The sequence below is a fragment of the Streptomyces sp. SID486 genome (genome assembly GCF_009865385.1).
Classification (GTDB): Bacteria; Actinomycetota; Actinomycetes; order Streptomycetales; family Streptomycetaceae; genus Streptomyces.
Window position 1 is genome coordinate 64520 of sequence record NZ_WWJT01000788.1, and the last position, 16058, is coordinate 80577.

Sequence of the window (16058 nt, forward strand, 5' to 3'; positions counted from 1 at the left end):
GGCGCCGGGCGCGGGCCGGGGCGGGGCGGGGTCAGGCGTAGGGCGGGGTCAGGCGCAGGGCGGGCCGGGGCGGGGTGGGGTCAGTCCACCAGGTCCCGTACCACCGCGTCCGCCAGCAGCCGGCCCCGCAGGGTCAGCACCGCGCGCCCCTCCTCGTACGGGCCGCCGTCCAGCAGCCCGTCCGCCAGTGCCCGCCGGGCGGCCGCGAGCCCCTCCTCCTTCAGCAGGGACAGCGGGACGCCCTCACGCAGCCTCAGCTCCAGCAGGATCCGCTCCACCCGGCGGTCCTCCTCGGACAGCAGCTCCCGGCCCGCGCCCGGGGAGCGGCCGGAGGCGAGGGCCGCCGCGTAGGCGCCCGGGTGCTTCACGTTCCACCAGCGCACCCCGCCCACGTGCGAGTGCGCTCCCGGTCCGGCGCCCCACCAGTCGGCTCCCCGCCAGTACAGCTCGTTGTGCAGGCAGCGGCCCGCCTCGGAGGTGGCCCAGTTGGAGACCTCGTACCAGTCGAAGCCCGCCCGGCTCAGTGCCTCCTCGGCGATCAGGTACCGGTCGGCGTGGACGTCGTCGTCGGTCATCGGGACCTCGCCCCGGCGGATCCGGCGGGCCAGCTGGGTGCCCTCCTCGACGATGAGCGCGTAGGCGCTGACATGGTCGGGGCCGGCACCGAGGGCGGCCTCCAGGGAGGCCCGCCAGTCGTCGTCGCTCTCGCCCGGCGTGCCGTAGATCAGGTCCAGGTTGACGTGCTCGAAGCCCGCCGCCCTCGCCTCCGCCACGCAACGCTCGGGGCGGCCGGGTGTGTGCGTGCGGTCGAGGACCTTGAGCACGTGCTGCTTAGCGCTCTGCATGCCGAAGGAGATCCGGTTGAAACCGCCCTCGCGCAGGGTGGCGAGGTAGGCGGGGTCGACGGACTCCGGGTTCGCCTCCGTCGTGATCTCGGCGTCCGGGGCGAGCCCGAACTCATCGCGGACCACCCCCAGCATCCGGACCAGGTCACCGGCCGCCAGCAGGGTGGGCGTACCGCCGCCGACGAAGACCGTACGGACCTCGCGCGGGTCGTCGCCCAGCACCTTGCGCGCGAGCCGGACCTCGTCCGCCAGCGTCTCCGCGTAGTTGTCCCGGGAGGCGAGCACGCCGCCCGTGCCGCGCAGCTCCGTCGCGGTGTAGGTGTTGAAGTCGCAGTAGCCGCAGCGGGTCGCGCAGTACGGGACGTGGAGGTAGAAGCCGAGCGGGCGGCCCGCGGCCCCGGCGAGCGCGTGCGCGGGCAGCGCGCCGTCGGCGGGGACGGGCTCGCCGTCGGGGAGTGCGGAAGGCATGCGCCCATTGTCCCGCACCGGCGGTGTCACTCCGCCTGGAGCACCAGCAGGGCCAGATCGTCCTCGGGTGCGCCGCCGCCGAAGTCGTGGACCAGGCGGCGGATCCTTTCCGCGATCAGCTCGGCGCTGAGTCCGGCACACCCGGACAGGGCGCGGGCGAGCCCGTCACCGTCGTCGAACTGGCGGGAGCCGGAGCGGCGCTCGGTCACCCCGTCGGTGACGCACAGCAGGCTGTCGCCGGGCCACAGCTGCAGCGTCTCGCTGGTGTACGTCTCGTCCTCCACGACGCCGAGGAGGGTCTGCGGGCGGGCGGCGGTGCGCACGGTGCCGTCGGGGCCGAGGACGAGGGGCAGCGGGTGGCCGGCGGAGGCGAGGGTGCAGCGGACCCCGCCCTCGTGCGGGATCAGCTCGCCGTACAGCAGGGAGAGGAAGCGGGTCTGCGGGCCGTCCCCGGAGACCCGCGGCCGGCCGCCGGCCGCGACCAGGGCGCGGGCGGCGGCGTCGGCGGCCTCGGTGGCGTCGTCCAGGAGGAGCTGGTTGAGGCGGTCCAGGACGTCGGCGACGCGGTAGCCCTCGCGGGCGAGGAGGCGCAGCCAGGGGCGGGCGAGGCCGATCACCACGGCCGCCTCCGGGCCCTTGCCCTGGACGTCGCCGACGGCGAAGCACCAGCGGCCGTCGCCCGCCGGGAAGAGGTCGTAGAAGTCACCGCTGGGGCCGCCCGTGTCACAGGGCTCGTAGACGAGCGCGCTGCTCACGCCCGGGATCTCGGCGACCGCGCCGGGCAGCAGACCGCGCTGGAGGACGGCGCTGATGGTGGCCTGGCGGGCGTACTGCCGGGCCGCCCCGACGGCCAGGGCGACGCGCCGGGCGAGGTCCTCCACGAGGCCGGTGACCTCGTCCGGGAAGCCGGCCGGCCCGCACCGGCCGATGACCAGCGTGCCGAGCGGGCGGCCGCCCGCGATCAGCCGGTACGACAGCGCCGTCCCCAGGGCGCCCTGCGGGCCGAGCGCGTGGCCGGGCCAGGGGTAGGGCTCGGGGCCGGAGCGCAGTCCGTCCGGCGGGCCCGGCGGCTCCTTCTCCAGGGCGCACCGCAGCTCCTCGATGCGGGCCTCGCTGGCGTGCCAGACCCGGGCGGGGCCGCCTCCGGAGCCGCCGCGCACGGACGCCTCGTCCTCCAGCCAGACCGCGCACCAGTCGGCGAGCCGGGGGACGATCAGCTGGCCGGTGAGCGCGGCGACGAGGTTCTCGTCCAGCTGCCCGGCGAGCAGGTCGGACGCCTCGGCCAGGAAGGACAGGGCGCCCCGGCCGAGCCAGTCCCGCTCGCCGTCGGCGCGCTGCGGCTGCGGGGCGAGGTCCTCGGCCGCCTCCAGGACGGGGCCCGGCGCGGGGCCGTCCAGGGCCTCGCTGCCGCCCGGGGGCAGCCGTGCCCACACGGTCTTGGCGCCGGAGCGGTAGGTGACGCCCCAGGATTCGGCGAGCTGGGCGACGAGGCGCAGGCCGCGCCCGTACTCGGGGGTCTCGTACGGCCCCTCGCCGGTCATGGCGTCGCGAGGGGCCCGTGAGGGGTGCTGGTCCCTGACCTCGATCACGAACGCGCCGCCGGCCTCCAGCCGCCAGTCGAGTTGTACGTCGGTGCCCGCGTGTACGACGGCGTTGGTGACGAGTTCGCTGACGACGGCCATGGCGTCGTCGACCAGCCGGGCCGGGACGTCGGGCACCTCGGTCAGCGCGGCGCGCACCAGGGCGCGGGCCGAGCCCGGGGCGACGGGGCTTCCGGGCAGGGTGGTACCGCCCCGCCTCTCGCCGGGCCGGGCCTCGCTCTCCCGCTGCGTCGGTATGGCCGCCATGTCCATGCCGCCAGGGTGACAGAACGGCGGCGGGGAGAAGCGGTGAGTCACGGAAGTGAACAGCAGACGCACACATTCGAGCGAGCTCGAACCGAAGCCGCCCAGACGAGGTCGCCCGAGACCAGCCGACCGGGGAGGGCCGGATCCCGCCGGCCGGGGGTGACCGACGGGGCCTGAGCCCGCCGGCTGGGGGCGGCCGAGGGGGCCTGAGCCCGCCGGCTGGGGGCGGCCGAGGGGGCCTGAGCCCGCCGGCTGGGGGCGACCGAGGGGGCCTGAGCCCGCCGGCCGGGGACGACCGAGGGGGTAAGCACGTCGGCTGGGGGCGACCGATAGGGGGTAAGCGCGTCGGCCGGCGGGATGGCCCATGGGAGGACCGAGTCCGCCGGCCGGCGGGATGGCCGCTGGGGGCCGCCCCAGTGGCCGGGGGCCCGTGAGGCCGGCCCGGTGGCGGGGACCCGAAGCACGCCGGTCGGGGACGGCCTGGGCTCAGCGGGCCCGTGAGACCGCGGGGCTCAGCGGGCCCGTGAGACCGCGGGGCTCAGCGGGCCCATGAGACCGCGGGGCTCAGCGGACCCGTGAGACCGCGGGGCTCAGTCAGCCCGTGAGCCGCGTGGCTCAGCGGGCCCGTGAGACCGCGGGATCCGCGGGGGCCCGCCGGGCTCCGGACGGGCCTCGACCGGACCGGACGCGATCCGACTCGATGCGACCCGACCCGACGCGACCCGAAGCGACTCGACGGGGCCGGAGGAGACCCGGGGCCCGTGGGCCCTTGGGGCTGGGCCCGTGGGGCTGGGCCTGCCGGGCTGGGCCCGTGGGGCTGGGCCGGTCAGGCCCACAGGCCCCGTCGTCGTCCACCGGGCCCGTCAGGACTCCCGGGCTCCCGCGTACATGTCCTCGATGAGGTGCTTGTACTCGCGCTCCACCACCGGCCGCTTCAGCTTCAGGCTCGGTGTGATCTCGCCATGCTCCACGTCGAGGTCCCGCGGCAGCAGCCGGAACTTCTTGATGGTCTGCCAGCGCTGGAGCCCGGCGTTGAGCTGCCGCACGTACCCGTCGACCATCTCCACCGTCTGCGGGGCGGCGACGATCTCCGCGTACGGCCTGCCCTCCAGGCCGTTCTCCTTCGCCCACTCCTCGATCGCGAGTTCGTCCAGGGCGATCAGGGCGGTGCAGTAGTTCCGGTCGGCGCCGTGCACGAGGATGTTGGACACGTACGGGCACACGGCCTTGAACTGGCCCTCGACCTCGGCCGGAGCGACGTACTTGCCGCCGGAGGTCTTGATGAGGTCCTTCTTGCGGTCGGTGATGCGCAGGTAGCCGTCGGGCGACAGTTCGCCGATGTCCCCGGTGTGGAACCAGCCGTCGGACTCCAGCACCTCGGCGGTCTTCTCCGGCTGCTGGTGGTAGCCGTCCATGACGCCGGGCCCGCGCAGCAGGATCTCGCCGTCGTCGGCGATACGGACCTCGGTGCCGGGCAGCGGCTTGCCGACCGTGCCGGTGCGGTACGCCTCGCCCGGGTTCACGAAGGAGGCCGCGGAGGTCTCGGTGAGGCCGTATCCCTCCAGGATGTGGATGCCGGCGCCGGCGAAGAAGTAGCCGATCTCCGGGGCGAGCGCGGAGGCTCCCGAGACGCAGGCGCGCAGCCGGCCGCCGAACGCCTCGCGGAGCTTGGCGTAGACGAGGGTGTCGGCGACCTTGTGCTTGGCGGCGAGACCGAAGGGCGCGGAGGCGCTGCCGGTGCGGCGGAAGTTGTCCTGGGTGACCTTGGCGTACTCGCGGGCGACGTCGGCGGCCCACTGGAAGATCTTGTACTTGGCCGGGCCGCCCTCGCGGGCCTTGGCCGCGACGCCGTTGTAGACCTTCTCGAAGATGCGCGGGACGGCCGCCATGTACGTCGGCCGCACCACCGGCAGGTTCTCGATGATCTTGTCCACCCGGCCGTCGACGGCGGTGACGTGGCCGACCTCGATCTGCCCGGAGGTGAGCACCTTGCCGAAGACGTGCGCGAGCGGCAGCCACAGGTACTGCACGTCGTCCATGGTGACCAGGCCGGTCGCGGCGATGGCCTTCGCCATGTAGGACCAGTTGTCGTGCGGGAGCCGGACCCCCTTGGGGCGGCCGGTGGTGCCGGAGGTGTAGATCAGGGTGGCGAGCCGGTCCTTGGTGATCGCGCCGACCCGCTCCTTGATCAGCTGCGGGTGGCTCTCCAGGTAGGCGGCGCCGCGCCGCTCCAGCTCGGCCAGGGAGATCACCCAGTCGTCCGTCTCGACGCCCGCCGGGTCGACGACGACGACCTTGGTGAGGGCCGGCAGCTCCGCGCGCCTCTCCACCGCCTTGGCGACCTGGGCGGCGTCCTCGGCGATCAGCACCCGGCTCTCGGAGTCGGACAGGATGAAGGACGACTCGTCGGCGTTGGTCTGCGGGTACACGGTCGTGGTCGCCCCGCCGGCGCACATGATGCCCAGGTCGGCGAGGATCCACTCGACGCGGGTGGAGGAGGCGAGCGCCACCCGCTGCTCGGACTGGACACCCAGTTCGATGAGACCGGCCGCGATCGCGAACACCCGGTCGGCCGCCTGCGCCCAGCTGAGCGACTTCCATTCGTCGGGGCCCTGGCCGGAGGCCGGCGGGACGGGGTAGCGATAGGCCTCGGCGTCCGGTGTGGCCGTCACGCGCTCCAGGAAGAGGGCGGCCACGGACGGCGGACGGTTCTCGATCAGGGTCTGTGTGTCGCTCACGACATCCTCCGGGGGCCCGCGACGGTGCGGCTGACTCGGTGCGGCTGGGTTAACTCACGGTGTAGGTACGGACTGTTGTTTAACTCGCGAGTAACTATCGAGCAGGGATCAGGGTAAGGCGCGACCGCCCGCTGCGTAAGGGGCATCGGCCTGTCACTTTCCACGCAGAGCGACGCTACGCGCGCGTAGGGGCCCGCCGCGCTTTCACACGACGAGCCCCCACATGCCCGGTTTGCGGACGTGACCGGTTGTTACCTCTGGTTACTTCTTGCCCTTGCCCGACCCCGCGCTGTCATCGCTGGACAGGACGGCGATGAAGGCTTCCTGCGGAACCTCCACGGAACCCACCATCTTCATCCGCTTCTTGCCTTCCTTCTGCTTCTCCAGCAGCTTCCGCTTACGGGAGATGTCACCGCCGTAGCACTTGGCGAGGACGTCCTTGCGGATGGCGCGGATGGTCTCGCGGGCGATGACCCGCGAGCCGATGGCGGCCTGGATGGGCACCTCGAACGCCTGCCGCGGGATCAGCTCGCGCAGCTTGGCGACGAGCCGCACGCCGTACGCGTACGCCGCGTCCTTGTGCGTGATCGCGGAGAAGGCGTCCACCTTGTCGCCGTGGAGCAGGATGTCGACCTTGACCAGGCTGGAGGTCTGCTCGCCGGTGGGCTCGTAGTCCAGCGACGCGTAGCCGCGGGTCTTGGACTTCAGCTGGTCGAAGAAGTCGAAGACGATCTCGGCCAGCGGCAGCGTGTAACGGATCTCGACCCGGTCCTCGGAGAGGTAGTCCATCCCGAGCAGGGTGCCGCGCCGGGTCTGGCACAGCTCCATGATCGAGCCGATGAACTCGCTCGGCGCGAGGATGGTGGCCCGCACGACCGGCTCGTAGACCTCGCTGATCTTCCCCTCGGGGAACTCGCTGGGGTTGGTGACCGTGTGCTCGCTGCCGTCCTCCATGAGCACGCGGTAGACCACGTTGGGCGCGGTGGCGATCAGGTCGAGCCCGAACTCGCGCTCCAGCCGCTCGCGGATCACGTCCAGGTGCAGCAGGCCGAGGAAGCCGACGCGGAAGCCGAAGCCGAGCGCGGCGGACGTCTCCGGCTCGTACACCAGCGCGGCGTCGTTCAGCTGCAGCTTGTCCAGGGCCTCGCGCAGCTCCGGGTAGTCGGAGCCGTCCAGCGGATACAGACCGGAGAAGACCATCGGCTTCGGGTCCTTGTAACCGCCGAGCGCCTCGGTGGCGCCCTTGTTCTGGCTGGTGACCGTGTCACCGACCTTGGACTGCCGGACGTCCTTCACACCGGTGATGAGGTAACCCACCTCACCCACGCCCAGGCCGTCGGCGGCCAGCATCTCGGGCGAGTTGGTGCCGATCTCCAGCAGCTCGTGGGTGGCGTTCGTCGACATCATGCGGATGCGTTCGCGCTTGTTGAGCTGGCCGTCGATCACACGGACGTACGTCACGACACCGCGGTAGGAGTCGTAGACGGAGTCGAAGATCATCGCGCGGGCGGGCGCGTCGGCGACCCCGACCGGCGCCGGGATCTCCTTGACGACCTTGTCCAGCAGCGTGTCCACGCCGAGACCGGTCTTCGCGGAGACCTTGAGCACGTCCTCCGGGTCGCAGCCGACCAGGTTCGCCAGCTCCTCGGCGAACTTCTCCGGCTGCGCGGCCGGCAGGTCGATCTTGTTCAGCACCGGGATGATCGTGAGGTCGTTCTCCATCGCCAGGTACAGGTTGGCGAGGGTCTGCGCCTCGATGCCCTGAGCGGCGTCGACCAGGAGGATGGTCCCCTCGCAGGCGGCCAGCGACCGCGAGACCTCGTAGGTGAAGTCGACGTGCCCCGGGGTGTCGATCATGTTGAGGATGTGGGTCGTGCCCTTGTCGGGGCCCTCGGTCGGGGCCCAGGGCAGACGCACCGCCTGGGACTTGATCGTGATGCCGCGCTCGCGCTCGATGTCCATCCGGTCGAGGTACTGAGCACGCATCTGCCGCTGCTCGACCACACCGGTCAGCTGGAGCATCCGGTCGGCGAGAGTGGACTTGCCGTGGTCGATGTGCGCGATGATGCAGAAATTGCGGATCAGAGCCGGGGCGGTACGGCTCGGCTCGGGCGCAAGGTTAGGGGTCGCGGGCACGCAGGGTCCTGTCTCTTGAGGCGCCTTATGCCTCGGGTCGGATCGTTACGTAGTCTCCATGGTCCCACGGGCAGGGACCGGGGGCCGTTTTGGGCCGTCCGGAGGGCCACTGGTACTGTAGATGGCTGTGCCTCATGCCCTCTCAGCGCGAGGCACGACAGGAAATTTTGGATCACCGGCACGGGACCCGAGCGGCCCCGCGCCTGAACCTGTAAAGGCTCCTTCGTGGCGAACATCAAGTCCCAGATCAAGCGGATCAAGACCAACGAGAAGGCTCGGCAGCGCAACAAGGCCGTCAAGTCCTCCCTGAAGACCGCGATCCGCAAGGCCCGCGAGGCCGCTGCCGCGGGTGACGTCGAGAAGGCCACCGAGCTGCAGCGCGCTGCCGCGCGTGCGCTCGACAAGGCCGTCTCCAAGGGCGTCATCCACAAGAACCAGGCCGCCAACAAGAAGTCGGCGCTCGCTTCCAAGGTCGCGACCCTCAAGGGCTGAACTCCTTTCTGATCTGACCGCCGGAAGGACCCAGAGCGGGCCCTCTCTCATCCGCTCCCGTCCGGCACCCCGAGCCTGTTCGCGGCCTGCGTTCGCCACGCGGGAGCGGGCTCACCATCGTGAACCGGGGCCCCCGACACCTTCCCTTCCCCAGGGCGGGTGCGGGGGCCTTCGGCATGCGCGGCCACCGTGGGCGCGCCGCGACCGAGCACGGGGCACTCGCCGCACGGGCGCGCTCCGCAGGGGGCACTCGCCGCGGACCGTCACGGAGCCGGAGCGCTGACGGTCCCGCGGGTGAGCCGGAGCGCTCGTCAGTCCGGCGTGGGGTCGGAGTGCTCACACGGGCCCTCCGGTGGCCGGACCGCTCGCGGCAGCCCGTCGGTGGGGCCGGGACGCTCGCGGCGGTCCGCCGGTGGGCCGGGGGCCGTTCCGTCAGGCCCGGCCTCGGGATCTCGCGGCCCGGGCGATGATCACGACCGCCTTCTCCAGCGCGTACTCGGGATCGTCACCGCCGCCCTTCACGCCCGCGTCCGCGTCGGCGACCGCCCGGAGCGCCACCGCGACCCCGTCCGGAGTCCAGCCCCGCATCTGCTGCCGTACCCGGTCGATCTTCCACGGGGGCATCCCCAACTCCCGCGCCAGGTCGGCGGGCCGTCCCCCGCGCGCGGAGGACAGTTTTCCGATGGCCCGGACACCCTGGGCCAGCGCACTGGTGATCATCACCGGCGCCACGCCCGTCGCCAGCGACCATCTGAGCGCCTCCAGCGCCTCCGCCGTACGCCCCTCCACGGCCCGGTCGGCGACCGTGAAGCTCGACGCCTCGGCCCGGCCGGTGTAATACCGCCCGACGACCGCCTCGTCGATCGTCCCCTCCACGTCGGCGACGAGCTGCGCGGCCGCCGAGGCCAGCTCCCGCAGATCGCTTCCGATGGCGTCGCAGAGCGTCTGGCACGCCTCGGGTGTCGCCGACCGCCCGAGGGTGCGGAACTCCCCCCGCACGAAGGCCAGCCGGTCCGCGGGCTTGGTCATCTTCGGGCAGGCCACCTCCCGCGCCCCCGCCTTGCGCGCGGCGTCCAGCAGCCCCTTGCCCTTGGCGCCGCCGGCGTGCAGCAGCACGAGCGTGATCTCCTCGGCGGGCGAGCCGAGGTACGTCTTCACGTCCTTGACCGTGTCGGCGGACAGGTCCTGCGCGTTGCGTACGACCACGACCTTGCGCTCGGCGAAGAGCGACGGGCTGGTCAGCTCGGCGAGTGTGCCGGGCTGCAGCTGGTCCGAAGTCAGGTCACGTACGTCCGTGTCGGCGTCGGCGGCCTTGGCGGCGGCCACCACCTCCCGCACGGCACGGTCGAGCAGGAGGTCCTCCTGGCCCACGGCGAGGGTCACCGGGGCGAGAGGGTCGTCATTCGCAGTCTTCCTGGCCATCGCTCAAAGCATCCCACGCCGCACTGACAACGGACCGGCCCCGCCACCCCGACCGGACCCGGAGCGGTCCCGGAGTCCGGCCTCGGGGTCACGGCTCCTCGCGCCAGCCGTCCCACTCCCGCACGAACGCGTCCAGCTCGGCGGGGTCCAGCCGCTCGCGCTCGTCCCGCAGGACCAGCAGCCACTGGGCGTCCTCGGCGTCGTCCTCACCGGCCAGCGCGTCCCGGACGAGCTGGGGCTCCTCGTCGATCGCGAACCGCTCCCCGAGCGCCTCGGCCGCCTCCTCCGCGGCATCGCGGTCCGGCAGCACCAGCACGTGTCTCACATCGCTCACGGACCCATTCTCCGGTACTACGCACAGGCCCGAGGCATCGCCCGGTCGCTTCAGGTCTTCGGCTGGATCTGCACGTCGAGGTCGACGCGGATGCTCGGTCCGACCACCGCGATGCCCCGCGCCAGCATGGACTGCCAGCTGACCGTGAAGTCGTCCCGGTGCAGTTCGGTGGTGGCCCGGCAGGCGGCCCGCGTCTCGCCCTCCATCCCGTTGCCGACCCCGAGGTACTCGGTGTCGAGCGTGACCGTCCGCGTCACGCCGTGCAGCGACAGCGCGCCCGTGACCGCCCAGCGGCTGCCGCCCTTGTGGACGAACCGGTCGCCGTAGAACTCCAGCGTCGGGAACCGCCGCACGTCCAGGAAGTCCGCCGACCGCAGATGGTCGTCGCGCATCCGGACCCCCGTGTCGATGGACGCCGCGTCGATCACGACGTGCATCGCCGACCGCTCGACCCGGTCGGCGATCCGCACCGCCCCGGCGAAGGAGTGGAACCTCCCGTGGATCCGCGCGAGCCCGATGTGGCGCGCGGTGAAGCCGATCGACGAGTGCAACGGCTCCACCTCCCAGTCACCCGGCGCCGGCGGCTGTGGGGGCCGGGCGACCTGCAAGGTCACGTCACCGAGCGAGGCGAGGGAATTCTCGCCGACCAGCGCGGTGGCCCGGAACGGCGCGTAGCCCTCCGCCGTCACCGCGAGCCGGTACTCCCCCGCCGGCAGCGTGGCCACGAACGAGCCGTAGGGGTCCGTCCCGCCGGTCATCACGCGGCGGCCCGCGGAGTCGCTGACCACCAACTCGGCTCCCCTGACCGGCTCGTTGACCGGATCCACCACACGGCAGCCGAGCACTCCGGCGTCCGGCGGGGTCCGGAGCGCCGCCAGGGGACTCGTCCGTTGAATCCGACTCATCCGGTTCGTCCGGTCATCCAGCCAGCGGCCGAACATCTACGACACCTCTGTACGCCTCGACATCATCTGTTGTCGAAGATCCATTCGATCACCGATGCGGCTTTCGAGGCAACACGGGACCACATCACTCCAATCCAGGGCATCCGCCGGAACTTAACCGAATTAAGCGTTCGGGTCAGGGTTTCGTACAGCAGGCTCGCGGTCCAACTCGATCCCGAAGCGGTCCCGGTAGACCGCCAGCACTTCCTCGCCCGTCGCCAGTTCCCGCGTCTCGCGCGTGCCGTCCCCGGCGGTGCTCGTCAGCCTCCGTCCGCTGAGGGTGATCCGTCCTCCGTCCTCCGTGACCCGCGAGCACACCAGCGACCGCGTGAAGTGGGACAGCGGTGAGGTCCGGTGCCACCAGGCGCCGGCCGCGAAGTCCCCGAGCGCCCGCGGGCGGGTCTCCAGCCGGTACTGCGGCTTGCCGTCCCGCACGACGTCCAGGTCGCCCGCGCCCTGCTGGTCAGCGCCACGCGCACCGGCAGGGTCCGGCCCGGCCTCCACCAGCCGGAAGGTGCCACCGGGGTCCTCCTGCTCCCCGCGCTCCGCGTAGGCCAGCGGCCAGTGGCTGTGTGCCCCGAACCCGACATCGGCGAGCCAGGTGTCCCCGTCCGCCGTCCGCACCCGCAGGGCGAGATGGTCGAAGGGGATCCCGAGCCGGCCGTCATCGTCGTAGACGCGGCCCGCGAGCAGCTCCACCTCATACCCGAGGGCGGTGAGCAACGTCCCGAAGGCACCGTTCAGTTCGTAGCAGAAACCACCGCGCCGGGCCTCGGTCACCTTGGCCAGCAGCCGTGTCCCGTCCAGCGTGACCTCCTCTCCGAGGTGGATCGAGAGGTTCTCGAAGGGGACGGCCCGCAGATGGTTCAGGTGCAGCTCACGCAGCGCCGCACCGGTGGGCCGCTGCGGGCGCGAGCACCCGAGCCTGCGGAGATAGGCGTCGACCTGGGCTGGTGTCGTGTCGACCTGGGCTGGTGTCGTCATGAGCCCAGTCTCACCCGGGGACTCACGTGCGGCTCCGGCCCTCCCCCGTCACCCGTATCCTTCCGTCGCGCCCGCCGGTCCCGGTGATCACGAGCGCGCCGTCCCGGTCGGTGCGCAGCACCGCGGCGCCGCCGCTCCGCAGCGCGGCCACGGTGGCCGGTGCCGGGTGGCCATAGGGGTTGTCGGCCCCCGCGGACACCAGCGCCACCCGGGGCGCCGCGAGGTGTATCAGGTCCGGGTCCTGGTAGGCCGAGCCGTGGTGGGCCACCTTCAGGACGTCGACCCCGGCCAGCTCGGCCGCCGCCGGGGAACGGAGCAACGCCTGCTGGGACGGTGGTTCGAGGTCCCCGAGCAGCAGCAGCCGCAGCCCGCCGGTGCGCACGAGCAGCGCGACGCTGGCGTCGTTCGGCCCTTCCGGCTCGAAGAGGGGGACCGGCCGGGCCGGGGCCACCGGGGTGCCGGAGGACGTCGGGGTACCGGAAGTTGCCGGACGCCCAGGAGGTGCCGAGATGCCGGTGGACAGCGACGTACCGGTGGACATCGGCGTACCGGCGGAGCCCGAGGTACCGGTGGACACCGAGGTACCTGACGGCCTCTGGAGGGAAGGCACCGGCGGTCGTGGGCTCTGCGGCGGGGGCCACAGGACGCGCCAGGCGAGCGGTCCGGTGCGCCGCTCCTCCCCCGCGACGGCCGTGGTGAGCGGGATGTGCCGCTCGGCCGCCTGCCTCCGCACGGCCTCCGCCTGGTCCGCCGGCTCGGCGAACCCCGTGGTCTCGATCGCGGCCACCGAGCGGCCCCGCAGGACGCCGGGGAGCCCCGCCACATGGTCGGCGTGGAAGTGGGTGAGGACGAGCAGGGGGACGCGGGTGATGCCGAGCCGCCGCAGGCAGTCGTCCACCAGTGCCGGATCGGGCCCGGCGTCCACGACCACCCCGGCCCCCTCGCCCGCCGCCAGCACCGTGGCGTCGCCCTGTCCGACATCGCACATCGCGAACCGCCAGTCCGGCGGCGGCCAGCCCGTGATCACCCGGGTCAACGGCGCCGGCCGTGTGACCAGCAGCATGAGCAGCACCCCGAGCAGCGCGCACCATCCCGGGTGCCGCAGCAGTCTCCGCCCGGCCAGGACCACCGCGAAGGTGACCGCCGCGAGCGCGAGCGCACCCTGGCGGCTGCCCGGCCAGTCGATCCCCGCGCCGGGCAGCGCCGCACCGGCCCGGGCGACCCCGGCGATCCACCCCGCCGGCCAACCCGCGCACCAGGCCAGCGCCTTGGCCGCCGGCATCACGACCGGTGCCGTCGCGAGCGCCGCGAACCCCACTACCGTGGCCGGTGCCACCGCCATCTCGGCGAGCAGGTTGCACGGCACCGCCACCAGGCTCACCCGGGCCGACAGCACGGCCACGACCGGAGCGCACACGGCCTGCGCGGCGGCCGCCGCCGCCAGTGCCTCGGCGAGTCGCGGGGGCACCCGGTGCCGCCGCAACGCCTCGCTCCACCCGGGCGCCAGCACCAGCAGCGCGCCGGTGGCCAGCACCGACAGCAGAAAGCCGTAACTGCGGGCCAGCCACGGGTCGTACAGCACGAGCAGCAGGACGGCCGTGGCCAGCGCCGGGATCAGGGATCTGCGGCGCCCGGTGGCCAGGGCGAGCAGGGCGACCGTCCCGCAGGCGGCGGCCCGCAGCACACTGGGATCGGGTCGGCAGACGACGACGAAGCCCAGCGTCAACGCTCCCGCGAGCAGGGCCGTCGCCCGTAGGGAGAGCCCCAGGCGAGGGGCCAGGCCACGGCGCTCGACCCGCTGGGCCAGCCCGGGCGGCCCGATGAGCAGCGCGAGCAGCACGGTGAGGTTGCTGCCGGAGACGGCGAGCATGTGTGTCAGGTCCGTCTCCTCGAAGGCGTGGTCGAGGTCGGGAGTGATGCGCGAGGTGTCCCCCACGACCAGTCCTGGAAGGAGCGCCCGCGCATCGGCCGGCAGGTCCTCGGTCGCCTCCCGCAGTCCGGCCCTCAGCCGCCCCGCCAGCCGTTGCGGCGCGCTCGGCCCCGCCACGACGCGTGGGCCCGGCCGGCCGCGCACCCGCAGCACGGCCGCTGTCCAGTCCCCACCGGTCAGCGCGGGCGCCAGCCGCCCGCCGACCCGGAGCCTGGTGGACGGCAGCAGCCGGAGCCAGGCGGCCCGCGCCGCCGGACTCCCCCGTGCGGCGCCGGATGACGGCGGCTCGGGGCTCCCGCTCCCTTCGGCACCTCCTTCCGGTGCCGGGACGTCCGCGCCGACGATCATCAGGACCGGCGTCCGGAGCCGCACCCGGCTCCCGCCGGCCTCCTCCACGCTCCGCAGCTCGGCCCGTACCAGCACCGCCGCGGGTGTCGCGTGATCGCCACGAACTCGGGGCCGGCTCAGCCAGGGATCACCGCTCACCTCGGCCTCGACGGTCACCGTCGCGAACCGCCGGGCCAGATCGGGCACCGGCCCGCGGCGCACATCGGCCCCGTGCAGCCCGGCGGAGGCGGCTGCCGCCGCGGCACAGAGCAGTGCGGCGGCGACGGCGGCACGCGCCCAGCGGAACCGGCCGCACGCCTGCCCCGCCCGGCCGTTCCGTCCTGTCCGACCGGCCCCAGCCGCCCCACTGGGCCCGGCTCCACCCGACCGACCGGCCCCACCCGCCCCACTGGCCCCGACTCCACCCGCCCGACCGGCCTTTCCGGTTCGCTCGGCCCGTCCCGGTCGCCTCAGCACAAGGAGGAGCACCCCACCGGTCAGGCAGGCGGCGGCGGTGGTGACGGTCCAGGCCGCCGGTGCGTCGAGAGTGAGGGCCGCCGTACCCCAGGCGGCCAGCGCGGGCGGCACCAGGCGCAGGTCCATGGGGGCGGTCCGGTCGGGGGCCTCGGTCCCGCTTCTCTCGTGTCCGGCGCGCGGTCCAGGCTCCCCGCTTCTCTCGTGTCCGGCGCGCGGTGCGCACTCGTCGCGCACGCGGTTCATGGCCGTACCAGGTCGCGCAGGTCGGCGAACCGGCGGTCGCCGATGCCGTTGACCTCGCGCAGCTCGTCCACCGAGCGGAAACCGCCGTGCCGGGTGCGGTAGTCGACGATGTGCTGAGCCAGGACCGGGCCGACCCCGGGCAGGGTGTCGAGCTGGTCCGCGGTGGCCGTGTTCAGGGAGACGGGCGCGGCCGGGCCGGTGCCGGCGGGGCCGGAGAGCGGCCCGGTCGCCGGGCCGGGCGCGGCGGCAGGCCCTGCGCCGGCGCCGGCGCCGGCGCCGACGACGACCTGTTCGCCGTCGACCAGGAAGCGGGCACGATTGAGTCCTTCCGTGCTCACGCCCGGACGGATCCCGCCCGCGGCTCGTAACGCGTCGGCCACCCGGGAGCCGGCCGGCAGCCGCCGGATCCCCGGTTCCCGCACCTTGCCGCTGACGTCCACGACGATCTCCGCACCGGGGGTCGCGGCCGAGCCCGTGGCCACGCCGGCCACCGCCTTCTCGGTGTTCTCGGTCTTGTCGGTCTTGTCGGTCTTGTCGGCCTTGTCGGCCTTGTCGGTCTTACCGGGGAAAGCGGCCTGGTTATGCACCACTTGAGGAGCGCTCACGGGCTGTGGCCGGGCCGCCCAGAAGTGCTGGACGGCGAGGACGGCGGCGGCCACGAGGAGCACGGCGAGCGCCACGACCCCCCGCCGTTCCACTCCGTACCGCGCCTGGAGCCACACCGGCATCCGTTCCCGCAATGCCAGTCCGGCCCGCCCCCGCCAGTCCGGGACCACGGGCCCCTCCCGCTCCCCCGCTCCTTCCGTTTCGCCCCACCCCCGCGACTCTGGAGGCCCCGGCGGCTCCGGCGGCTCCGGCGGCTCCGGCGGCT

At 73.4% G+C, this 16058-nt stretch carries 11 protein-coding genes; 1 reads left to right on the plus strand and 10 read right to left on the minus strand.

Features of this window, described 5'->3' with window-relative positions; genetic code table 11:
* Positions 1-80: 80 nt before the first annotated feature.
* The 4 genes from hemW to lepA all read right to left on the minus strand — a co-directional run bounded on the left by hemW (position 81) and on the right by lepA (position 8034).
* Positions 81-1313 carry a radical SAM family heme chaperone HemW gene (hemW, locus tag GT045_RS37335; RefSeq protein ID WP_161287375.1) on the minus strand — a complete coding sequence of 411 codons (1233 nt, stop codon included), beginning with the start codon at positions 1311-1313 and terminating at the stop codon, positions 81-83.
* 26 nt (positions 1314-1339) lie between these two features.
* The gene (locus GT045_RS37340; protein WP_202529412.1) at positions 1340-3160 is read right to left on the minus strand and encodes a SpoIIE family protein phosphatase; all 1821 of its coding nucleotides are present in this window, start codon (positions 3158-3160) and stop codon (positions 1340-1342) included.
* Between the two features lie 863 nt (positions 3161-4023).
* A complete protein-coding gene (locus tag GT045_RS37345) occupies positions 4024-5898 on the minus strand; it encodes an AMP-dependent synthetase/ligase (protein WP_161336930.1) in 1875 nt (624 codons plus the stop codon).
* A 261-nt stretch (positions 5899-6159) separates the two neighbouring features.
* Positions 6160-8034: a translation elongation factor 4 gene (gene lepA / locus GT045_RS37350; protein WP_161336931.1), complete on the minus strand. Its 1875-nt coding sequence runs from the start codon at positions 8032-8034 to the stop codon at positions 6160-6162.
* A 225-nt stretch (positions 8035-8259) separates the two neighbouring features.
* Between lepA and rpsT the strand changes: the two genes are divergently transcribed.
* Positions 8260-8526, plus strand: coding sequence for a 30S ribosomal protein S20 (gene rpsT, locus GT045_RS37360; protein ID WP_161290185.1), 267 nt, complete (start codon positions 8260-8262; stop codon positions 8524-8526).
* Positions 8527-8958: 432 nt separating this feature from the next.
* On the opposite strand, the gene holA is transcribed toward rpsT, so the two are convergent.
* The 6 genes from holA to GT045_RS37390 form a co-directional block, all read right to left on the minus strand.
* Positions 8959-9948 (minus strand): DNA polymerase III subunit delta, encoded by a 990-nt coding sequence (holA, locus tag GT045_RS37365; protein WP_161290187.1) that lies wholly within the window; start codon positions 9946-9948, stop codon positions 8959-8961.
* A gap of 88 nt (positions 9949-10036) precedes the next feature.
* Entirely contained in the window at positions 10037-10282 is a 246-nt protein-coding gene (locus GT045_RS37370; RefSeq protein ID WP_161290189.1) for a hypothetical protein, read from the minus strand.
* A 50-nt stretch (positions 10283-10332) separates the two neighbouring features.
* Positions 10333-11223, minus strand: a complete 891-nt coding sequence (locus tag GT045_RS37375; protein WP_161336932.1) for a YceI family protein — start codon at positions 11221-11223, stop codon at positions 10333-10335.
* 126 nt (positions 11224-11349) lie between these two features.
* Entirely contained in the window at positions 11350-12210 is an 861-nt protein-coding gene (locus GT045_RS37380) for an arylamine N-acetyltransferase (RefSeq protein ID WP_161290193.1), read from the minus strand.
* 22 nt (positions 12211-12232) lie between these two features.
* The gene (locus tag GT045_RS37385; protein ID WP_345942876.1) at positions 12233-14674 is read right to left on the minus strand and encodes a ComEC/Rec2 family competence protein; all 2442 of its coding nucleotides are present in this window, start codon (positions 14672-14674) and stop codon (positions 12233-12235) included.
* Between the two features lie 509 nt (positions 14675-15183).
* Positions 15184-16058: ComEA family DNA-binding protein (locus tag GT045_RS37390; RefSeq protein ID WP_237539172.1), on the minus strand; the 875-nt coding region annotated here is incomplete at its 5' end.